23 protein-coding genes and 1 pseudogene are annotated in these 20,365 nt (G+C 72.1%); 15 read left to right on the top strand and 9 right to left on the bottom strand.

The window, feature by feature from the left end; genetic code table 11:
• Positions 1-6: 6 nt before the first annotated feature.
• Entirely contained in the window at positions 7-309 is a 303-nt protein-coding gene (locus tag ACIBLA_RS18900) for an urease subunit gamma (RefSeq protein ID WP_069626722.1), read from the bottom strand.
• Positions 310-444: 135 nt separating this feature from the next.
• Positions 445-1,071 carry a TetR/AcrR family transcriptional regulator gene (locus tag ACIBLA_RS18895; RefSeq protein ID WP_399199203.1) on the bottom strand — a complete coding sequence of 209 codons (627 nt, stop codon included), beginning with the start codon at positions 1,069-1,071 and terminating at the stop codon, positions 445-447.
• Positions 1,072-1,193: 122 nt separating this feature from the next.
• On the opposite strand from ACIBLA_RS18895, the pseudogene ACIBLA_RS18890 reads away from it, so the two are divergent.
• Positions 1,194-2,178, top strand: a pseudogene (locus ACIBLA_RS18890) (ABC transporter permease).
• A 195-nt stretch (positions 2,179-2,373) separates the two neighbouring features.
• Here ACIBLA_RS18890 and ACIBLA_RS18885 read toward each other — a convergent pair.
• Complete coding sequence (locus ACIBLA_RS18885; protein ID WP_399199202.1) at positions 2,374-2,658, bottom strand: type II toxin-antitoxin system Phd/YefM family antitoxin; 285 nt, start codon at positions 2,656-2,658, stop codon at positions 2,374-2,376.
• An 84-nt stretch (positions 2,659-2,742) separates the two neighbouring features.
• On the opposite strand from ACIBLA_RS18885, the gene ACIBLA_RS18880 reads away from it, so the two are divergent.
• Positions 2,743-3,378: an ATP-dependent Clp protease proteolytic subunit gene (locus ACIBLA_RS18880; protein WP_399199201.1), complete on the top strand. Its 636-nt coding sequence runs from the start codon at positions 2,743-2,745 to the stop codon at positions 3,376-3,378.
• 7 nt (positions 3,379-3,385) lie between these two features.
• The gene (locus ACIBLA_RS18875; protein ID WP_399199200.1) at positions 3,386-3,694 is read left to right on the top strand and encodes a hypothetical protein; all 309 of its coding nucleotides are present in this window, start codon (positions 3,386-3,388) and stop codon (positions 3,692-3,694) included.
• A 30-nt stretch (positions 3,695-3,724) separates the two neighbouring features.
• On the opposite strand, the gene ACIBLA_RS18870 is transcribed toward ACIBLA_RS18875, so the two are convergent.
• Both ACIBLA_RS18870 and ACIBLA_RS18865 read right to left on the bottom strand, forming a co-directional pair.
• On the bottom strand, positions 3,725-4,156 hold the full coding sequence (locus ACIBLA_RS18870) for an ATP-binding protein (protein ID WP_399199199.1): 432 nt from the start codon (positions 4,154-4,156) through the stop codon (positions 3,725-3,727).
• 241 nt (positions 4,157-4,397) lie between these two features.
• A complete protein-coding gene (locus ACIBLA_RS18865; protein WP_399199198.1) occupies positions 4,398-5,603 on the bottom strand; it encodes an 8-amino-7-oxononanoate synthase in 1,206 nt (401 codons plus the stop codon).
• 143 nt (positions 5,604-5,746) lie between these two features.
• Here ACIBLA_RS18865 and bioB point away from each other — a divergent pair, with 143 nt between their 5' ends.
• From bioB to ACIBLA_RS18845, 4 genes are all read left to right on the top strand, one after another.
• Positions 5,747-6,901 carry a biotin synthase BioB gene (gene bioB, locus ACIBLA_RS18860; protein ID WP_399199197.1) on the top strand — a complete coding sequence of 385 codons (1,155 nt, stop codon included), beginning with the start codon at positions 5,747-5,749 and terminating at the stop codon, positions 6,899-6,901.
• Complete coding sequence (locus ACIBLA_RS18855; protein WP_399199196.1) at positions 6,894-8,210, top strand: adenosylmethionine--8-amino-7-oxononanoate transaminase; 1,317 nt, start codon at positions 6,894-6,896, stop codon at positions 8,208-8,210. Before bioB ends, ACIBLA_RS18855 begins: the two co-directional genes overlap by 8 nt.
• Before the next feature lies 1 nt (position 8,211).
• The gene (bioD, locus tag ACIBLA_RS18850; RefSeq protein WP_363244204.1) at positions 8,212-8,952 is read left to right on the top strand and encodes a dethiobiotin synthase; all 741 of its coding nucleotides are present in this window, start codon (positions 8,212-8,214) and stop codon (positions 8,950-8,952) included.
• 87 nt (positions 8,953-9,039) lie between these two features.
• Entirely contained in the window at positions 9,040-9,720 is a 681-nt protein-coding gene (locus ACIBLA_RS18845; protein ID WP_363244223.1) for a class I SAM-dependent methyltransferase, read from the top strand.
• 38 nt (positions 9,721-9,758) lie between these two features.
• On the opposite strand, the gene ACIBLA_RS18840 is transcribed toward ACIBLA_RS18845, so the two are convergent.
• Genes ACIBLA_RS18840 through ACIBLA_RS18830 form a run of 3 tightly spaced genes read right to left on the bottom strand, consistent with a single transcriptional unit; the run spans position 9,759 to position 11,348 of the window.
• Positions 9,759-10,172: a fic family toxin-antitoxin system, toxin component gene (locus ACIBLA_RS18840; RefSeq protein ID WP_363244203.1), complete on the bottom strand. Its 414-nt coding sequence runs from the start codon at positions 10,170-10,172 to the stop codon at positions 9,759-9,761.
• A 48-nt stretch (positions 10,173-10,220) separates the two neighbouring features.
• Positions 10,221-11,054 carry a protein phosphatase 2C domain-containing protein gene (locus tag ACIBLA_RS18835; protein WP_363244202.1) on the bottom strand — a complete coding sequence of 278 codons (834 nt, stop codon included), beginning with the start codon at positions 11,052-11,054 and terminating at the stop codon, positions 10,221-10,223.
• Positions 11,055-11,099: 45 nt separating this feature from the next.
• Positions 11,100-11,348: a toxin-antitoxin system HicB family antitoxin gene (locus tag ACIBLA_RS18830; RefSeq protein WP_363244201.1), complete on the bottom strand. Its 249-nt coding sequence runs from the start codon at positions 11,346-11,348 to the stop codon at positions 11,100-11,102.
• 134 nt (positions 11,349-11,482) lie between these two features.
• Between ACIBLA_RS18830 and ACIBLA_RS18825 the strand changes: the two genes are divergently transcribed.
• The 7 genes from ACIBLA_RS18825 to mug all read left to right on the top strand — a co-directional run bounded on the left by ACIBLA_RS18825 (position 11,483) and on the right by mug (position 18,536).
• The gene (locus ACIBLA_RS18825) at positions 11,483-12,361 is read left to right on the top strand and encodes an LLM class F420-dependent oxidoreductase (protein ID WP_399199195.1); all 879 of its coding nucleotides are present in this window, start codon (positions 11,483-11,485) and stop codon (positions 12,359-12,361) included.
• A gap of 90 nt (positions 12,362-12,451) precedes the next feature.
• Complete coding sequence (locus ACIBLA_RS18820; RefSeq protein ID WP_399199194.1) at positions 12,452-13,090, top strand: LysE family translocator; 639 nt, start codon at positions 12,452-12,454, stop codon at positions 13,088-13,090.
• 117 nt (positions 13,091-13,207) lie between these two features.
• Positions 13,208-14,587 (top strand): hemolysin family protein, encoded by a 1,380-nt coding sequence (locus ACIBLA_RS18815; protein WP_363244198.1) that lies wholly within the window; start codon positions 13,208-13,210, stop codon positions 14,585-14,587.
• Positions 14,584-15,606 carry a hemolysin family protein gene (locus ACIBLA_RS18810; protein WP_399199193.1) on the top strand — a complete coding sequence of 341 codons (1,023 nt, stop codon included), beginning with the start codon at positions 14,584-14,586 and terminating at the stop codon, positions 15,604-15,606. The genes ACIBLA_RS18815 and ACIBLA_RS18810 overlap by 4 nt, the downstream gene beginning before the upstream one ends.
• A gap of 47 nt (positions 15,607-15,653) precedes the next feature.
• The gene (locus ACIBLA_RS18805) at positions 15,654-16,451 is read left to right on the top strand and encodes an SGNH/GDSL hydrolase family protein (protein WP_399199192.1); all 798 of its coding nucleotides are present in this window, start codon (positions 15,654-15,656) and stop codon (positions 16,449-16,451) included.
• A 73-nt stretch (positions 16,452-16,524) separates the two neighbouring features.
• A complete protein-coding gene (gene purB / locus ACIBLA_RS18800; RefSeq protein WP_399199282.1) occupies positions 16,525-17,958 on the top strand; it encodes an adenylosuccinate lyase in 1,434 nt (477 codons plus the stop codon).
• Complete coding sequence (gene mug / locus ACIBLA_RS18795; RefSeq protein WP_399199280.1) at positions 17,955-18,536, top strand: G/U mismatch-specific DNA glycosylase; 582 nt, start codon at positions 17,955-17,957, stop codon at positions 18,534-18,536. The genes purB and mug overlap by 4 nt, the downstream gene beginning before the upstream one ends.
• Before the next feature lie 31 nt (positions 18,537-18,567).
• On the opposite strand, the gene ACIBLA_RS18790 is transcribed toward mug, so the two are convergent.
• Positions 18,568-19,005: a hypothetical protein gene (locus ACIBLA_RS18790; protein WP_399199190.1), complete on the bottom strand. Its 438-nt coding sequence runs from the start codon at positions 19,003-19,005 to the stop codon at positions 18,568-18,570.
• 201 nt (positions 19,006-19,206) lie between these two features.
• Between ACIBLA_RS18790 and ACIBLA_RS18785 the strand changes: the two genes are divergently transcribed.
• A complete protein-coding gene (locus ACIBLA_RS18785) occupies positions 19,207-20,364 on the top strand; it encodes an ROK family transcriptional regulator (RefSeq protein ID WP_399199189.1) in 1,158 nt (385 codons plus the stop codon).
• Position 20,365 lies beyond the last annotated feature (1 nt).

Here is a 20,365-nt window from a genome sequence, read left to right as displayed (position 1 = left end):
CCCCCGTCAGACGATCGGGTCGTGGACGGTGACGAGCTTGGTGCCGTCCGGGAAGGTGGCCTCCACCTGGACGTCGTGGATCATCTCGGGGATGCCTTCCATGACGTCGTCGCGGGTGAGGACCTTGCGTCCGGACGCCATGAGTTCGGCGACGGTACGGCCGTCCCTGGCGCCTTCGAGGAGGTGCGAGGTGATCAGGGCGACCGCCTCGGGGTGGTTGAGGCGCAGCCCGCGCGCGAGGCGTCTGGTCGCCACGTCGGCGGCCACATGGATGAGCAGACGTTCCTGCTCGTGCGGGGTCAACTGCACGTTTCCACCTCACTGTCGCGGCCCGGTCCGGCGTGGAGCCTGTTGCCGCCCGTATCGGATTCAACACTCTGTTGAACGCCAACGGGGGGCTCACAGCCAGACATCGCACGTTACGGCGGAAGTTTTTCCGGCAGGTTAACCGGCCTTTTGCTCCCCCATGGACATCAACCCGCGCAGTCCGTTCCGCAGAACCTCCACGGGGACCTCGCCGAAGAGCGCCTGCTGGGCGACGAAGCCCTGCGCGACGCCGATCATCGTGCGGGCGACATGCTCCGCCGGGACGTCGGCACGCATCAGCCCCTCGGCCTGATACGCCTCAACGACCTTCACCCAGGCCGCGTGCACGTGCCCGTATCCGGCCCGGATCAGCGTCGAGAGCGACTCGTTTCGCAGGGTCTCCGTCCACACCTGGACGATCAGGCGCGGGATCTGGCCGCCGTTGCCGGCGCCCGGGATGAACTCACCGCTCAGCACGCGCCCCATCACTTCGGTGATCAGTACGTCGGGCGGCTTCGGCGGGCTCTGGCCCGCCGCGTCCTCGAAGGCTTCCCTGATGGTGTCGAGGACTTCGGTGGCGATGGCCCCGATCAGCTCCTCCTTGCCGGCGAAGTAGCGGTAGACGGCACCCGCCGAGAGGTCGACCTCGCGGAGCACGTCATGCATGGAGGTGGCGTGGAATCCGTTGCGCGCGAAGCAGCGCGCGGCGCCGTCGAGGATCTGCTGTCTGCGGGCGTCGAGGTGCTGCTGGGATACGCGGGCCATGCGATCAAGGTAAAACGAACATTCCTTCTTGACAAGTTTCGGGCTCGCCGATAACAGTGGCACAAATCGCAAAACGAACGATCCTTCTTTTTGACTTTCCCATGCACCGAAGGGGGACACCCATGTCCGCCACTCCCACCCGCCGCACGATCGGCGTGATGTTCCTGATCCCGCTGATCGCCGCGCTGGCGCTCGCGGCCTTCGCCTGGCCCGCCGCCCGCGTCGCACCGCACGACCTGCCGGTCGGCGTCGCCGGGCCCGCGTCGTCGACCGCGCCGCTCCAGCAGGGGTTCGACCGGCAGCCGGGCGCCTTCGACGTACACCGGTACGACGACGAGGCCGCCGCGCGCGGCGATCGAGAACCGGGACATCTACGGGGCGGTGGTCGCCACCCCGCGAGGGCCGCATGTGCTGACCGCGACGGCCGCCGGCCCGGCGGTCGCCCAGATGCTGCGGGACGCCGCGACCGCGCAGGCACCAGCGGGCACCGGGGTACAGGTGAGCGATGTGGTCGCCGCCCCCGCGGGCGATCCGCGCGGCAGCGCGTTCGGCGCGAGCATGCTCCCGCTGTCCCTCGCGGGCGTCGCGACCGGCGTACTGGTGAGCGTGCTCGCGCTGCGCGGGGTCCGCGCGGTGGGCGCGCTGTTCGGGGCGGCGGCCCTGGCGGGCGTCACCGCCGCCGCGCTCGCCCACAGCTGGCTGAACGTGATCGCCGGCGACTGGTGGGCGGAGGCAGGGGTGTTCGCCCTCGCCGTGCTGGCCGGCGGCTCGACCGTGGCGGGTCTCGCCGCGCTGCTCGGCCGCCTGGGGATCGGTGTCGGCTCGCTGCTGATGGTGCTGATCGGCAACCCACTCTCCGGGGTGTCGAGCGCGCCGGAGCTCCTGCCGGAGTCGGTCGGCGCGCTCGGCCAGTGGCTGCCGCCGGGCGCGAGCGGTTCCCTGCTCCGCTCGACCGCCTTCTTCGACGGCAACGCGGCCGGGCCGCCGGCCCTCACGCTCACGATCTGGACGGCACTGGGCCTGACGGCGGTGCTCGCGGGGGCACGCCGACGGGAGGTGCCCCCCGAGCCCTCGTCACGTACGAGGGAGCCGGCCCGGGCGGCGTGACGACGCGCGCCCTGCTTGGCGGGAGGCGACTTCCCCGGCTCCGGACCGTATGACGGAGCCGGCCTGCCTCGCGGAACGCGGCTCCGCCCCCGCTCAACACGGCCCCCGCCCTTGACGGTTGAACCGGTGGCCGGGCACACCAAAGGCGCGGCCCCTCGGGCCGTGCCTTTCGCCTTGCCGTGCGAACCGACGCGATCAGCGCGGCGGGTCGTGCTTCGCCACGATGCCGAAGTCCGTGCGTTCGCCCGCAGCGGACGTCACCGACCGGATCGCGCTCACCGACGCGATGACGCGCTCCTCGGCCGTGGCGGCTTCCTCGGCCTTGACGTTCTCCAGTCGTTCCAGGTCAGCGGCCGACACCAGGGCGACGAGCGGCTTGCCGTGGCGCGTCACGACCACGCGTTCCTCGCCGTAGACGACCCGGTTGATCAGGTCGGCGAGTTCCGCCCGCGCTTGCGTCACCGGAATTTCGTAGGCCATGCTCGCCATCTTACGGCTTGTACGTCCTGTACATTTTTTACAGACGGACGAGAGCCGTGTCCGGCACGCGAGGAGAGGCACACCATGAACCGTCCTTCCGCCCGTTACGTCCTGCCGGAGTTCACCGAGCGGACCTCCACCGGGACCCGCTCCCTCGACCCGTACTCCAAGCTCTTCGAAGGACGGATCGTCTTCCTCGGCACCGCCCTGGACGACACGGCGGCGAACGACGTGATCGCACAGCTTCTGCATCTCGAATACGCGGCGCCCGACCAGGACATCGCGCTCTACATCAACTCCCCCGGCGGCCCGCTGAGCGCCATGTCGGCCATCTACGACACGATGCAGGTCGTCGGCTGCGACGTGGCCACCACCTGCCTCGGCCAGGCGGCGTCCACCGCTGCCGTCCTGCTGGCCTCTGGCGCGCCGGGCAAGCGGATGGCGCTGCCCGGCGCGCGCGTCGTGCTCCAGCAGCCGGGAATCGAGGAGCCCGTACGCGGCCAGCCGTCCGATCTCGCCATCCACGCCGAGGAGCTGCTGCGGCTGCGGGCCCTGATGGCGCGGACGCTGGTGCGGCACACCGGCCGGAGCGCCGAGCGGATCGACGCCGACATCGACCGGGACACGATCTTCGACGCGACGGGCGCCATGGAGTACGGCCTGGTGGACCAGGTCGCACAGGACCGCTGGGCGTCCCTCGGCTTCAACTCCCCCCGGTGAACGGCCGATGCTGCCGCCGGAACTGCCGCCGCTGCCCGCACTGACCCGCGCCGAGGGCGACTTCGTCGACAGCTATCTCCAAGTCGTCGACCTGGTGGGCCGGATCAACCCCTCGCGCGCCGACGACACGTACAGCGCGTTGCGCGCCGCGCAGGCGCTGGTGGCCAGGGCCGCCGAACTGCGCGACGCGCTGACGCTGATGCACGCGAGAGGAGAGACGGAGCTGCACTCACCGACCCTGGACCGTGCGCTCCGGGTACTCGACGGGGAACGCAGGGCCAAACGCGTCACCATGCCGCCCGGACCGGTGACTTGACGAAGCCCGCCCTCCCCGACGCGCCCCCGCTCACCCCCCTGTCCCGGCCGTCCAGGGCAGGGTGATCCAGACCGTCTTGCCGCCGTCCGCGGTGGGGGTGACGGACAGTCGGCCGCCGTACTCGGCGGTGAGCGAGCGGATGATGACCATGCCGCGGCCGTTGTCCTGCTGGACCGCGGCCGGGAGCCGCTGCGGCCACCGCGGGTGGCTGTCGGTGACTCCGACGCACAGTTCCTCGTCGCGCTCCAACGTGACGTCGATCGTGAACGTCGGCGATCTGCCGAAGGTGTGCTGCACGGCGTTGGTCGCCAGCTCCGAGATGATGAGGCGAACCGTTTCGGCGGTGTCGGCGTCAGCCGGCAGCCCCCATTCGGTGAGTACGCGTGCGACGTATCTGCGGGCCTCCGGTACCGAGGCAGGATCGCTCGGCAGGGTGACGGATGCTTCCTGATGGTCTGCCATGGCGAGGCTGTCCCTTTCCCGCCGGGACGCAGACCGACCTACGGCTGATGCCCGCGAGTACGTCTCCGGATTGCGCTTCGCGCCACACTGCCATCAACGACACCCCGCACAGGGGCGATCCGCCAGGATTTGGCCCCCTCTGTCGCTCTAAGCGGTGAACCCTGCTACGCGAGACCGTATTTGAGCGGGCTCAAGTTTTCGGCGCCGCCGACCGAGGTGCGGAGCGCGTCGCGCGGGGGTCTCAACCGGCCGGCGTCACGGCCCCCGCGGGCGCGGTCGCGACGATCGTCTCCACCGCGGTGTCGACCTGCCGGTCCGTCAGGTCGGCGCGCGCCGTGAGCCTGATCCGGGAGATCCCGTCCGGCACCGACGGCGGCCGGAAGCAGCCGACCACCAGGCCCGCCGCCCGGCAGTCGGCGGCCCATCGCACGGCCGCGTCCGGAGACGGCGCCCGGACGGAGACGACGGCCGCGTCCGGACGTACGGCGGTCAACCCCGCCCCGGTCAGGCCGTGATGGAGCGCGTTCGCCACCTCGCGCGCACGGACCGCCAGCGCCGGGTCGTCGCGCAGCAGCCGCAGGCTCGCGAGCGCGGCACCCGCCGCGGCCGGCGCGAGGCCGGTGTCGAAGATGAACGACCGTGCCGTGTTGACGAGTTGGTCGATGACCCGAGCCGGGCCGAGGACCGCGCCGCCCTGGCTGCCGAGCGACTTGGAGAGCGTGACGGTTGCGACGGTCCCCCGGTCGCCCGCCAGGCCCGCCGCGTGGACGGCACCACGGCCGCCGTCGCCGAGCACGCCGAGCCCGTGCGCGTCGTCCACGAGCAGTGCCGCGCCGCGCGTACGGCACACCTCGGCCAGCCGTGTGAGCGGCGCCGCGTCACCGTCCACCGAGAACACCGAGTCGCTGACGGCCAGGGCCCGCGATCCCTCGTGCGCTTCGATGGCCTTGTCCACGGCCTCCGGGTCCGCGTGCGGTGCGACCACCGTCTCGGCGCGCGAGAGACGGCAACCGTCCACGATGGAGGCGTGGTTGGCGGCGTCGGAGACCACCAGCGAGCCGCGCGCGGTCAGCGCCGTGAGGGCGGCGAGGTTCGCCGCGTAACCGGACGACAGGACGAGCGCGGCCTCGAAGCCGCAGAAGTCGGCCAGTTCGCGCTCCAGTTCGGCGTGCAGGGCCGTGCTTCCGGTGACCAGTCGCGAGCCGGTGGCGCCCGCGCCCCAGAGGCGCGCGGCGTCGGCCGCCGCGCCCGTCACCACCGGGTGGTGGGTGAGCCCCAGGTAGTCGTTGCTCGCCAGATCCAGCAGCGCGGAGTCGGCGTGGCGGGGCCGCAGCGTACGGACGAGGCCGGACCGCTCGCGCCCGCGCGCCTCGTCGTCGATCCAGCCGAACGGGTCCGGCGGCGTCACCGGGGACGGCGTGCGCGGTACGGGCGGCTTGGGTGGCACGGGTCGGGTCCTTTTGTAGGCAGCCCACAGACCCTAACCGTCGGCGGACGCGCTCCAGGTGTGGTCATACACACACCTGAATGCCCCTGTCTTGTTGGATTCATCCTTGGCCCGGAGGCCCGCCGTAGGCCAGGATCGGCGCCATGGACCTGCTGAACACACTGGTGGAGAAGGGCCTTCGGCGCGATCTGCCGTCGCGCGAAGAAGCGCTCGCCGTGCTGGCGACCTCCGACGACGATCTGCTCGACGTGGTGGCCGCGGCCGGGAAGGTGCGCCGCCAGTGGTTCGGGCGGCGGGTCAAGCTCAACTATCTGGTCAATCTGAAGTCCGGGCTCTGTCCCGAGGACTGCTCGTACTGCTCGCAGCGGCTCGGGTCCAAGGCCGAGATTCTCAAGTACACCTGGCTGAAGCCCGACCAGGCGACCGAGGCCGCCGCGGCCGGAGTGGCGGGGGGCGCCAAGCGGGTCTGTCTGGTCGCGAGCGGCCGGGGGCCGACGGACCGGGACGTCGACCGGGTGTCGCAGACCATCGGCGCGATCAAGGAGCAGCACGCGGACGTCGAGGTCTGCGCCTGTCTCGGGCTGCTCTCCGACGGCCAGGCGGAGCGGCTGAAGGCGGCGGGCGCCGACGCGTACAACCACAACCTCAACACCTCCGAGGCGACGTACGGCGACATCACCACCACCCACACCTACGCGGACCGGGTGGAGACGGTGCGGCACGCGCAGGGCGCGGGTCTGTCGGCCTGTTCCGGGCTGATCGCGGGCATGGGCGAGAGCGACGCCGACCTGGTGGACGTGGTCTTCGGGCTGCGTGAGCTGGACCCCGACTCGGTGCCGGTCAACTTCCTCATTCCGGTGGAGGGCACGCCGCTGGCCGGGGAGTGGAACCTGACTCCGCAGCGGGCGCTGCGCATCCTGGCGATGGTGCGGTTCGTCTGTCCCGACGTGGAGGTCAGGCTCGCGGGCGGGCGCGAGGTGCATCTGCGGACGATGCAGCCGCTCGCGCTGCATCTGGCCAACTCGATCTTCCTCGGCGACTACCTCACCACCGAGGGCCAGGAAGGCAAGGCGGACCTGGACATGATCGCGGACGCCGGGTTCGAGGTGGAGGGCGCGGGCACGACGACACTGCCCGAGCACCGGGGAGGCGGCGGGTGCGAGAGCGCGTGCGGTTCGCCGGACAGTGCCACGCCGGCCGGTGCCACGCCGGCCGGGGCGGAGCCGGCGTCCGCCCGTACGGACCTGGTGACGGTACGGCGGCGTGGTGCCGGTACGGACCTGGCGCCCAATGCCTGACACCGCCGCACGGGGCGCGCTCGATCCGGGCGAACTGCTCGCGCTGGACCGGGCCCATGTCTGGCATCCGTACGGCCCGATGCCCGGCCGCACCGACCCGCTGGTCGTGGAGTCCGCCTCCGGTGTACGGCTCCGACTCGCCGAACCGGCCCACGGGCGGCGCGAGTTGGTCGACGGCATGTCCTCCTGGTGGTCGGCGATCCACGGCTACAACCACCCGGTCCTCAACGAGGCGGCGCACGGCCAGCTCGCCCGGATGAGCCATGTCATGTTCGGCGGGCTCACCCATGAGCCGGCCGTCCGGCTGGCGGCCCGGCTGGTGGAGATCACCCCCGAACCGCTGCGGCATGTCTTCCTCGCCGACTCGGGTTCGGTGTCGGTGGAGGTGGCCGTCAAGATGTGCCTCCAGTACTGGCGTTCGCTGGGCCGCCCGGCCAAGCGGCGGCTGCTGACCTGGCGCGGCGGCTACCACGGGGACACCTGGCAGCCGATGTCGGTCTGCGACCCCGAGGGCGGCATGCACGGGCTCTGGTCGGGGGTGCTGCCGCGGCAGATCTTCGCGGACGCGCCGCCCGCCGGCTCCGAGGCGCCCGACGAGGCCTACGCGGACGGTCTGCGCGCGCTCGTCGCCCGCCACGCCGACGAACTGGCCGCCGTGATCGTGGAACCGGTGGTGCAGGGCGCGGGTGGCATGCGCTTCCACTCCCCCGACTACGTACGGGTGCTGCGCGAGGCCTGTGACGAGTACGGCGTGCTGCTGATCCTCGACGAGATCGCCACGGGCTTCGGGCGCACCGGCGCGCTGTTCGCGGCGGAACACGCGGGCGTCTCGCCCGATGTGATGTGTGTGGGCAAGGCGTTGACCGGCGGCTATCTCACGATGGCGGCGACGCTGTGCACATCGGCCGTGGCCGAGGGCATCTCGCGCGGCGAGGTGCCCGTCCTCGCCCATGGCCCCACCTTCATGGGCAATCCCCTGGCCTCCGCCGTGGCGTGCGCCTCGATCGACCTGCTGCTCGGCCAGGACTGGCAGGGCGAGGTCAAGCGGATCGAGGCCGGGCTGCGGGACGGTCTCGCCGACACGGCGTCCCTGCCCGGTGTGCGGGACGTGCGCGTCCTCGGCGCCATCGGCGTCGTACAGCTGGACCACGAGGTGGACATGGCGGCGGCTACTCGGGCGGCGGTGCGTGAGGGCGTGTGGCTGCGGCCGTTCCGCGACCTCGTGTACACGATGCCGCCGTATGTGACGGACGACGACGACATCGCCCGCATCTGCCGTGCGGTGGCGGCGGCTGCGCGGGAGGCCTGAGATGCCGGTACTGATCGTTTCCGGGACCGGGACAGAGATCGGCAAGACGGTCGTCACGGCGGCCGTCGCCGCCGTGGCGTTGTCGCAGGGCCGTTCGGTCGCGGTGCTGAAGCCCGCGCAGAGCGGTGTCGCGCCCGACGAGTCGGGGGACGTGGACGAGGTGATACGCCTGGCGGGCGGCGTCACCACGGTCGAACTGGCCCGTTTTCCGGAGCCGTTGGCGCCCGCGACGGCGGCCCGGCGCGCCGGCGCGCCGCCGGTGCGGCCCGAGGAGATCGCCGAGACGGCCGGGAAGCTGGCGACCGAGCACGACCTGGTGCTGGTCGAGGGCGCGGGCGGCCTGCTGGTGCGTTTCGACCACGAGGGTGGCACGCTCGCCGACGCCGCCCGGCTGCTTGCCGCACCGGTGCTGGTGGTGGCGCCGGCCGGGCTCGGCACGCTCAACACGACCGCGCTGACGGGCGAGGCGCTGCGTGCGCGCGGGCTCGACGCCCTGGGGGTGGTGATCGGCGCCTGGCCCGCCGTGCCGGACCTGGCGGCGCGCTGCAATCTGGCCGATCTGCCGGACGTGGCGGGGGCCCCGCTGCTCGGGGCCGTACCGGACGGCGCGGGGGCGTTCACCCCGGCGCTGTTCCGTGCACGTGCGGGCGACTGGCTGGCTCCGGCGCTGGGCGGGGGCTGGGACGCGGCGCGGTTCACGGCGAACGGCGGTCGCGCCTGGCCACCCGGGTCCCGTCGGTAACGAGTTCCGTTCCGCGAGCTGCCGAGCGGAGCCGTACGGGGAAGAATCATGGTGTCGTCCCTGTATGCGCCGGAGGAGATCCGCGAAATGCATCTGCGCTACCGCAAGGTCCCCAAGGACTCCGTGCACCACCCCGTCTTCGCGCGGTTCTACGCGCGGATGAGCGTCGCCGCCGACGCCAGGGGCGGCATCGCGGCCCACCGCGCGGAGCTGCTGACCGGCCTGTCGGGACGGGTCGTGGAGATCGGCGCGGGCAACGGGCTGAACTTCGCGCACTACCCGGCGGCGGTCTCCGAGGTCGTGGCCGTCGAACCGGAGCGCAGCCTGCGGCAGCTGGCGGTGGGCGCGGCGATGCGGGCCGAGGTCTCGGTGGATGTGCGGCCCGGCACGGCGGAGGAGCTGCCCGTCGACGACGAGAGCTTCGACGCGGCCGTCACCTCCCTGGTGCTGTGCACCGTACGGGACGTGCCGAAGGCGCTCGCCGAGATCCGCCGCGTCCTGCGCCCCGGCGGCGAGCTGCGCTTCTTCGAGCACGGTCTGGCGGCGGAGCGTGGTCTGGCGACGGTGCAGCGGGTCCTGGACCGGACGGTGTGGCCGAGGCTGTTCGGCGGGTGCCACACGGCGCGGGACACCCTGGCCGCGATCCGCGAGGCGGGCTTCGAGTTCGGCGCGTACCGCTCGCTGCGGGTGCCGGATCCCGGACCTCGGATGCCGACGTCGCCGTGTGTGCTCGGCGTGGCGTACCGGCCGAGGGCGGATCTGGTCTGACCACGGAACCACGGCACCACGGGTTCCGGCGGGCGGTCTCAGAGGCTCCAGCCGCGCAGCTCCTCCGCGATGAGGCGTACGTCCGCGCTGCCGTCCTTGACCAGTTTGGCCAGGTCCCTGACCTGCTCGGGCGAGGTGACGACCTTCAGGCCGCTGGCGACGAGATAGCCGTACGCCACGGCGGAGGCGTACATCGCGTTGGACCGCTCCAGCGCGGGCACATGCAGCAGGCTCTGGAGGAGCGCGGCGGCGCGGCTGTACGGGTCGGTGTAGACCGGGGTACCGAATATCTCCGCCTCGTGACGGCTGACGGCGGCCACCAGCGCACCCCAGTCGGTGACTTGGGGATCGCCGGGCATCTTGTGCTCGGCCACCATCAGCAGCCAGGAGAGATCGATCCGCAACGTCGGGTCGGCATGTGACGGCGGATCAGGGGATTCGGGGTTGTCCATGGAGGCAGTTGTCTCAGTGAGGAGGGTGGGGTGGGGAGTGCTCGATGATCAGTATCCCCGACGCGGCCGGGGGGTGTGGATGAGAAGTGCGGTGATGTTGTCCTGCCCGCCCGCGTCCATGGCGTACCCGATCAGCGCCCGCGCATCCTCAAGCGGCGTGCGATCGGGCGGTGTTGAGTGTCCGTTCCGGGCGAGGACGGCCCGCAGCGCGTCGGCGTCGGACAGATGGCGCGTCAGTCCGTCCGTGCACAGCAGCAGCCGGCCGGGCCCCGGTGGCCGGTAACTCCGGCTCCGTGCAGCCGGTTCACCCGCGTCGGCGCCCAACCACGCGGTCAGGGCGTCGTGTTGGCCGGAGTCGTCCTCGGTGAGCACCATGCACGTGCCCTCGTCGGGCAGCCAGTACGCGCGGCTGTCGCCGATCCAGGCGCACCAGACGCCCTCGGGGCCGGCGATGCCCGCGACGTACGTACAGGCCGGGGCCTCGTCCACGGAGGCGGCCAGCGCGCTCACGGCGCGGCCCGCGCGGGCGGCGGCCTCCGCCAGGACCGTCTCGGGCAGGGCGCCCTGCCGCAGCCCCGCCCGGAGGTGGTCCGCGCCGACGGTGGTCGCGACCTGGGCGGCGCGCTCCGCGCGGGGCGACATGGACACCCCGTCGCACACGACGCCGATCGTCCAGTCGCCGGTCCCGGTCAGCGCCATCGCGTCCGCGTTGACACCGCGCCGCCTGCCGCGGTCGCTGACGCCGGCGGCGACCGTGCCGAGGGTGGTCTCGATGTGGGAGCGGTAGGCGGGCTGCGGTTGGCCGCAGTCCCAGCAGTGGCCGTCGGGGGCGACGGTTCCGCCGCAGGCGGCGCAGTGAGGTGGCTCGGTCGGGTCAGTCATCGACCGCCCATCCTGCCGGACCGGGGCCGGGGCCCGGACCGGGCGTCAGTGCGTGCCCTCGCGCCCCGTGGTGGCGGTCGTGGCGTCCGCGCCGAACTCCTCCGTGAACACCGACTCGTACTGCTTCATGAAGTCGGCGGCGGACTCGACGAAGGTCTTCCCGACCTCGCCCACGTCCTGCTTGACCAGCTCCTCGATGTAGCGGTTCACGCTCATGCCGCGCCTGCCCGCCTGCCGCCGGGCGGCCTCCGCGGTGGTCTCGTCCACGCGTACGTTCAGCTGGGTCTTCGCCACCCCAACAAGCTAGCGCGCCGATGCTAGCGTCGGCAAGTGCGCCGATTTCCCGGCGGAACGACAGATTCCGCCATTAGTGTCACGGCCGCACGCCCTGTTCCCCGCTCGCTGTCACACACGGACGAGGAGACCTCATGACCAGGCCGTTCCGTTTCGGAGTGAACATGGTGACGCCCGCGTCGGGCGCCGACTGGAGCAAGCGCTGCAAGCGGGCCGAGGAGCTGGGGTACGACATCATCCTGGTGCCCGACCACCTCGGCATGGTCGCCCCCTTCCCCGCCCTGGTGGCGGCGGCCGAGGCCACGGAACGGCCCCGGCTGGGCACATTCGTACTCAACTGCGGCTTCTGGAACCCGGCGCTGCTCGCCCGCGAGATCGCCACGACGGACGCCCTCACCGAGGGCCGGCTGGAGGTCGGGCTGGGTGCCGGCTATGTGCGGGAGGAGCACGAGCGGGCCGGGCTCGCGTTCCCGCCGCCGGGCGAACGTGTCGACCATCTCGTCCGTACGGTGGACACGTTGGACGACCTGCTGGGCGACGAGACCCATCAGCCCCGGCCCGCGCAGCGGCCCCGGCCGCCCCTGCTGATCGGCGGCAACGGCGACCGGGTGCTGCGGCTGGCCGCCGAACGCGCGGACATCGTCGCCTTCACCTGCGCGAAGGCGGTCGAGGGCGGGCTGAACGCGCTCTCGGCGGAGGAGGTGGACGAACGCGTCGCCGCCTACCGGGGTTTCGCCGCCGGGCGTGAGACCCCGGCCGAGCTGAACGTGCTGCTCCAACTCGTGGCCGTGACGACGGACCGCGCGGCGTCGGTACGGCCCCTGCTGCCGTACCTGCCGGGTCTCACGGAGGACGAGGTGCTGAAGGTGCCGCTGATGGCGGTCGGCACGGTGCGGGAGATCGCCGACCAGCTGCGCGACCAGCGCGAACGGTACGGCTTCACGTATCTGACGGTCCTCGACCCGTACATGGAGGCCCTGGGCCCGGTGATCGAGGAACTGCGCGGCACCTGACTCCAGCGCCTCTCCGCCTCCGGCGGCCGGCGACCGGTGACCGGCGGAAACCGGTGGATGTGCCAACGGCTCCGCCTCTAGGCTCCGGCCATGGTGTCCACCGACCGTCTGCTCGCCTTCGCGGCCATGTCGTTCCTCCTGATCGTCATTCCCGGTCCCAGCGTGTTGTTCGTGGTGGGGCGGGCCCTGGCGCAGGGGCGGCGCGCCGCGCTGACCACGGTCGTGGGGAACACGCTGGGAGCCTGTGTGCTCGTCGTGGGCGTGGCGCTGGGGATCGGGGCCGTCGTGGAGCGCTCCGTCGTCGTGTTCACGGTGCTGAAGCTGGTGGGCGCCGGGTACCTGGTGTATCTGGGGATCAAGGCGATACGGCAACGCGGCTCGCTCCAGGGCTCGTTCAGCGGTGAAAGTCCCGCGCGAAGCGACCTGCGCACACTGTGGGAGGGGTTCGCGGTCGGTGTGGCCAACCCCAAGACCATCGTGTTCTTCGCCGCCGTGCTCCCCCAGTTCGTCGACCCCGGCAAGGGACACGTCGCGGCCCAGATGCTGCTGCTCGGCCTGGTCTTCAACGTCATCGCGGTGGCGTGCGACACCGCTTGGGGCCTCGCCGCCGCGACCGCCCGTGGGTGGTTCGCCCGCTCGCCTCGCCGGCTCGCGATGGTCGGTGGAGCGGGCGGGTTCGCGATGATCGGCCTCGGCGTCACGGTCGCCTCCACGGGCCACAAGGAGTAGGGATCGCTCGGGGGGGGGCTCGCGCGGAGCGCGTAGCGTGTCCCGGATGCCCACCGACAGCGGCGGATATCGCGCCGTCCGCCGACCACCGGCCGATCATGGGACGGAGGTGACCCGATGACCGAAGTGCTCCTGCTTCTCGTGGCCGTGCTGCTCGCGCTGGCCTGTGGGGCTTTCGTCGCCGCCGAATTCTCCCTGACGACGGTGGAGCGCAGCGACCTCGAACGGGCGGTCGACGACGGTGAGCGTGGTGCGGCGAGCGCCATGAAGGCCGTACGCAGCCTCACCTACCAGCTCTCCGGCGCCCAGTTGGGCATCACCGTGACCAACCTGGTCGTCGGTATGCTCGCCGAGCCGTCCGTGGCGAAGCTGATCCGCGGTCCCGTCGAGGCGATCGGCTTCTCGCCGTCCGTGGCGTCCTCACTGGCGCTGGTCATCGGTACGGCCCTGTCGACGGGCGTCCTGATGGTCGTCGGCGAGCTGGTCCCCAAGAACTGGGCCATCTCCTCGCCCCTCGCGGTCGCCAAGGTGGTCGCCACTCCGCAGCGATTCTTCACCGCGGCCTTCCGGCCCTTCATCAGCCATCTCAACAACACGGCGAACCGTCTGGTGCGGCGTATCGGCCTGGAGCCCACCGAGGAACTGGCCTCCGCCCGCGGCCCGCAGGAGCTGATCGCCCTCGCCCGGCACTCCGCCAAGGAGGGCGCGCTGGAGGCTGACACCGCCGAGCTTTTCGTACGGACCCTCAATCTCGCCGAGCTGACCGCGGAGAACGTGATGACCCCGCGTGTGCAGCTCACCGCGCTCGATGTGCGGGCCACGGCCGAGGACGTCGCCAACGCCACCCGCGCCACCGGGCTCTCCCGCTTCCCCGTCTACCGCGACGGCCTCGACAGCGTCGTCGGCGTCGCGCACATCAAGGACGTGCTGAGGGTCCCCGGCGCGCGCCGGGGCCGTACGAGGGTGTCCGAGGTGATGCGCGATCCCCTGCTCGTACCGGAGTCGCTGACCGTGGACCGGCTGCTGGACAGGCTCTCCGGCAACCGCACCATGGCCGTCGTGATCGACGAGTACGGCGGCACCGCCGGCGTGGTGACTCTGGAGGACATCGTCGAGGAGGTCGTCGGCGAGGTGCGCGACGAGCACGACCCGCACGAGACCTCCGACCTGGCCCGCGCCGGGGAGGACGCCGACGGCCGCGACCTGTGGTCTGCCGACGGCGCCACCCGCTTCGACCAGCTGTGGGGCATCGGGCTACGGGCGCCCGAAGGGCCGTACGAGACGCTGGCCGGTCTCGTCGCCACCGAACTCGGGCGGATTCCCGTCGAGGGTGACCGCGTCGAACTGGGCGGCTGGCACATCGACGTGGTCGACGCGTCGGGGCGGCGGGCCGCCCGCGTACTGCTGCACGCGCCCCTTCCGACGCCGGGCGGCGACGGCGACGGGGACGGGGACACGGACGACGACGGCGACTCGGGCGAGGGGGCCGGCCGATGATCGTGATCCAACTGCTCGTCGCCCTGCTGACCCTGGTCGTGAACGCCTTCTTCGTCGGGGCCGAGTTCGCCCTCATCTCGGTGCGCCGCAGCCAGATCGAGCCGGCCGCCCAGGAGGGCGACCGGCGCGCCCGCAGTGTCCTGTGGGGCCTCCAGCACGTGTCGGCGATGCTCGCCGCCGCCCAGCTCGGCATCACCCTGTGCACGCTGGTGCTGGGCATCGTCGCCGAGCCCGCCATCGCGCATCTGCTGGAGCCCCTGTTCAACGCGGTGGGCGTGCCCCACGGGGCGGTGCACCCGATCTCGTTCGTCATCGCGCTCGCCCTGGCGACGTATCTGCACATGCTGCTCGGCGAGATGGTGCCCAAGAACATCGCCCTGGCCGAACCGGTGCGCGCGGCGCTGATCCTCGGCCCGGCGCTGGTGGGGCTGGCCCGCGCGCTGCGTCCGGTGATCTTCACGGTCAACGCGTTCGCGAATCTGCTGCTGAGGCTGCTGCGGGTGGAGACCAGGGACGAGGTGTCGGCGACGTTCTCCAACTCCGAGCTGGCCCGGATGGTCACGGACGCCGGCGACGCGGGGCTCCTGGACGACCGTGCGGCCGAGCGGCTGCACGACGCGCTGGAGCTGGGCCGCAGGCCGGTACGGGACGTGGTGATGCCGCTGGAGCGGGTGGTGACGGCGCGGGTCGGGATCACGCCGGTGGAGCTGGAGGCGATGGCCGCGGAGTCCGGGTTCTCCCGGTTCCCGGTGGTGGACGGGTCCCGGCGGATCCTCGGCTACCTGCATGTGAAGGACGCCCTGGACGCGATGCCGCGCGACGAGGCGTTCGCGGTGTCCGGGATGCGGGCGATCGCCCAGGTGCGGGCGGACACCCCGATGGACGACGTCCTGACGGCGCTGCGCCGCAGCCGTACGCATCTGGCCGCCGTGCTGGACGAGGACGGCAAGCTGGAGGGTCTGGTGACGATGGAGGACGTGCTGCGTGAGCTGGTCGGGAGGCATGCGCAGGGGTCCTGAGGCCGGTCCCGGCGCGTCTTCGTCCCCGCGATACGATCGCGGACGCCATGGAGAAGAACGCCACGTACACCAGTCTGGTCGCGGTCGGGGACTCGTTCACCGAGGGGATGTCCGACCTCCGGCCGGACGGGTCGTACCGGGGCTGGGCGGATCTGCTCGCGGCCCGTCTCGCCGACCGTACGCCCGGCTTCCGGTACGCGAATCTCGCCGTACGCGGCAAGCTCATCGGCCAGATTCTCGACGAGCAGGTGGACACCGCCGCCGCGATGCGGGCGGACGTGGTGACGCTGGTCGGCGGGCTGAACGACACCCTGCGGCCCAAGTACGACGCGGCGCGCGTCCTCGGGCAGCTGGAGGAGTCGGTGGAGCGTCTCGCACCGACCTGCGGGCGACTGGTGCTGATGCGCAGCCCGGCCCGCCGGGGTGCGGTGGTGGAGCGTTTCCGGCCCCGCTGGGAGAAGCTTTTCTCGTTCGTCGACGAGCTGGCCGCGCGGCACGACGCGACCGTGGTCGATCTGTACGGGGCGAGCGTGCTCGGCGAGCAGCGCATGTGGGACGTGGACCGGCTGCATCTGACCGCCGACGGCCACCGCAGGGTCGCCGAGGCGGTGTGGCAGGCGCTGGGCATGGAGCCGGCGGACGACTGGCGCGCGGAGCTGGCGCCCGATCTGCCGGTGGGCTGGCTGACGCGGCGCACGGGGGACGCGCGGTTCGCCCGGCAGCATCTGGGGCCGTGGATCGGCCGACGGCTGACGGGCCGCTCGTCGGGGGACGGCAGGGCGCCGAAGCGGCCGGAGCTGTTGCCGTACGAGCCGCTGCCGGATGACACGGCCCAGCCCGCGTAGCCGTTCCCGTACCAGGAAGGGCGCTGCTCCGACCTGCGGGATGTGCCACGTAGAATCGGCTCACGTGACTGCTGTGTCTGTGAAGCCCCGTATCCCCAATGTCCTCGCCGGCCGCTACGCCTCGGCGGAACTGGCCGTGCTCTGGTCCCCCGAGCAGAAGGTGAGGCTGGAGCGGCAGCTGTGGCTCGCCGTGCTGCGGGCCCAGCGGGATCTCGGCATCGAGGTGCCCGAGTCCGCGCTCACCGACTACGAGCGGGTGCTCGACCAGGTCGACCTGGCGTCGATCGCGGAGCGCGAGAAGGTCACCCGGCACGACGTGAAGGCGCGGATCGAGGAGTTCAACGCGCTCGCCGGTCATGAGCAGGTCCACAAGGGCATGACGTCGCGGGATCTGACGGAGAACGTCGAGCAGTTGCAGATCCGGCTCTCGCTGGAGCTGATGCGCGACCGCACGGTGGCGGTGCTGGCACGACTGGGCAAGCTCTCCGGAGAGTACGCGGAGCTGGTCATGGCGGGCCGCTCGCACAACGTCGCCGCGCAGACGACCACCCTCGGCAAGCGCTTCGCGACGGCCGCCGACGAGTTGCTGGTCGCGTACGGCCGGCTTGAGGACCTGCTCGCCCGCTATCCGCTGCGCGGCATCAAGGGTCCGGTCGGCACGGCGCAGGACATGCTCGATCTGCTCGGCGGTGACACGGCGAAGCTCGGGGAGCTGGAGGGCCGTATCGCGATGCATCTGGGCTTCGGCCACGCCTTCACCTCGGTCGGCCAGGTGTACCCGCGTTCGCTGGACTACGACGTGGTGACGGCGCTGGTGCAGCTGGCGGCCGGTCCCTCGTCGGTGGCGAAGACGATCCGGCTGATGGCCGGGCACGAGCTGGTCACCGAGGGCTTCAAGCCGGGCCAGGTCGGCTCGTCGGCGATGCCGCACAAGATGAACACCCGCTCCTGCGAGCGCGTCAACGGGCTGATGGTGATCCTGCGCGGTTACGCGTCGATGACGGGCGAGCTGGCGGGCGACCAGTGGAACGAGGGCGACGTGTCGTGCTCCGTCGTACGCCGGGTGGCGCTGCCGGACGCGTTCTTCGCCTTCGACGGGCTGCTGGAGACGTTCCTGACGGTCCTCGACGAGTTCGGCGCGTTCCCGGCGGTCGTCGCCCGCGAGCTGGACCGCTACCTGCCGTTCCTCGCGACGACGAAGGTCCTGATGGCCGCCGTGCGGGCCGGGGTCGGCCGGGAGGCCGGGCACGAGGTCATCAAGGAGCACGCCGTCGCCTCCGCGCTCGCGATGCGTGAGCGGGGCGGGGAGCGCAACGAACTGCTGGACAGGCTCGCGGCCGACGAGCGGATCCCGCTGGACCGGGGGCAGTTGGACGCGCTGATGGCCGACAAACTGTCGTTCACCGGTGCGGCGGGCGATCAGGTCGCCGCCGTGGTCGCGCGGGTCGAGGAGATCGTGAAGCGGCACCCGGAGGCCGCCGGATACACGCCGGGGTCGATCCTCTGACGCCCGAGGAACTGGCCGCCGCCCGCGACCGCGTCATCCCCGACGTGGCCGCGGCCGGTCTCGGCGTGCTCTTCTGCGGGATCAACCCCGGTCTGATGTCGGCGGCGACGGGCCACCACTTCGCCCGGCCGGGCAACCGCTTCTGGCCGGTGCTACGCCTCACGGGCTTCACCCCGAGGCAGTTGGCGCCGTCCGAGCAGGACGAGTTGCTCGGCTACGGGCTCGGCATCACCAACGTCGTGGCACGGGCGACGGCACGGGCGGACGAGCTGAACGACGAGGAGTTCCGCGCGGGCGGCCGGCTCCTGGTGGCGAAGGTGGAGCGGCTGCGGCCCCGCTGGCTGGCGGTAGTCGGCATCACCGCGTACCGCACGGCGTTCGGCGACCGGCGCGCGGCGATCGGCCCGCAGACGCGGACGATCGGCACGACCCGGATCTGGGCACTGCCCAACCCGAGCGGTCTGAACGCGCACTGGACGGCGGAGACGATGGCGCGGGAGTTCGCGGCACTGCGTGAGGCGGCGGAGCTGCCGGACAGGTCTGACAGGGCGGGTCACGACGGGAGTTCGCGCCCGTAGGGCGGTTCGCACGCGACGTCGCGGACACCCGCTACGGCGGGTCGATCTCCGTCACCGCCACCAGCAGTTGGAACGGCTGATCGTCGCCCTGCCAGGACACCCCGACCGCGACCCAGCGACTCCCGGTCCGCCACAGGTGCGCATGGCCGACGCCGTCGGACAGCTCGCGCCATGGCTCCGGTATCTCCTCGCCCTCTCCGGCGCGCACCCGTGTGCTCCAGAGGCTGACGAGCTCTGCCTCTCCCCAGCGCGCCGCCAGCAGCGACGCGAGCGCGGCGCACTCCGCCTCGTACTGCTCCGCCTCCGTCACGCGGCGCGTGCCGTCGTCCGCCCAGAAGCCCTCGCCGCTCGCCAGCTCCGCGAGGTGATACCCCGGCCCGCTCGTCCCCGCCTCGGACCCGATCCGCTCGGCGGGGAAGGGTCGGGCACACAGCAGATCGATGGTGGCGAGGTGCTGGGCGGTGCTCATGGCTCCAGTAAACCGCCCGGCACTGACAATTGGCAGGCCGTCAGGCGTCCCTGGGCACCCCGCGCACCGTCAACCGGTCGCTTCCGGCCGTCGAACGGAGCTTTCCGGTACGGCCCGTGTCCCGTGTCGTCGTCCGTTAGCCGCCTCGGCGACCACCGAGTACCATCCGGCAGACACGCGCACGAGCTGGGAGGACTGACCGTGGGGCGGTTGACCGGCGGGGACCCTTCCTTGTTGCGGCGGATCAACTCCGCCGTGGTGCTGCACGCCCTGCGGGGCGCCGACTCCCCCACCTTCACCGATCTGACCCGGATCACCGGTCTGTCGCGTCCCACGGTCGAAGGCGTCGTCGAAGGGCTGATGGAGATCGGTCTGGTGATGGAGTCGGCGCCGGGCGAGGGCGAGGCCCGCAGACAGGGCCGTCCCGCGCGCAGGTTCCGCTTCCGGGCCGAGGCCGGGCATCTGCTGGGCATCGAGATCGGGCCGCACCGGGTCGCCGCGCTGCTGTCGGGGCTCGACGGCCGGATCATCGGCGCGAGTTCGCGCGAGACCACGGAGACCGCGTCGGCGGACGAGCGGCTGGACCGGGTGCGGGTCGTCGTCAGCGATGTGCTGCGCCGCGCGGGGGTGGCGCGCAGTTCGCTGCGGGCCGTCGGCGTCGGCAGCCCCGGCATCGTGGAGGCCGACGGGACCGTACGGCTCGGTACGGCCCTGCCCGAGTGGACGGGCCTGGCACTCGGCGAACGGTTGCGCCGCTCGTTCCGGTGCCCGGTGCTGGTGGAGAACGACGCCAACGCGGCGGCCGTGGCCGAGCACTGGAAGGGCGCGGCCACCGAATCGGACGACATCGTGTTCGTGCTGGCGGGTCTCAGTCCGGGGGCCGGCTCGCTGATCGGCGGGCGGCTGCACCGGGGCTTCGGCGGCGCGGCCGGTGAGATCGGGGCGCTGCATCTGCTGGGCCGCGAGGTGACGCCGGAGAAGCTGCTGTCGACGACCGACGAGCCGCTGCATCCGCTCGACGAGCGGGCGGTGGCCCGCGTGTTCGCGCTGGCGAAGCAGGGTGACGTCGGGGCGCGGCAGGCGGTGGAGCGGTTCATCCAGCGGCTGGTCCACGACGTGGCGGCGCTGGTTTTGGCGCTCGACCCGGAGCTGGTGGTCATCGGCGGCTGGGCGGCCGGTCTCAACGGCGTACTCGACCCGCTCCGTGACGATCTGTCACGTTACTGTCTGCGCCCGCCGAGGGTGACGCTGTCGCTGCTGGGCGAGGCGGCGGTGGCCACGGGCGCGCTGCGCCTGGCGCTGGACCATGCCGAGGAGGAACTGTTCGCCGTCGAGGGGACGGTGACGGCCCGCGGCTGAG

This window comes from Streptomyces sp. NPDC050433, from assembly GCF_044458565.1.
In the GTDB taxonomy this organism is placed as follows: domain Bacteria; phylum Actinomycetota; class Actinomycetes; order Streptomycetales; family Streptomycetaceae; genus Streptomyces.
The sequence above is the reverse complement of the archived record's forward strand: the minus strand, read 5'-3'. Positions and strand labels throughout refer to the sequence as shown.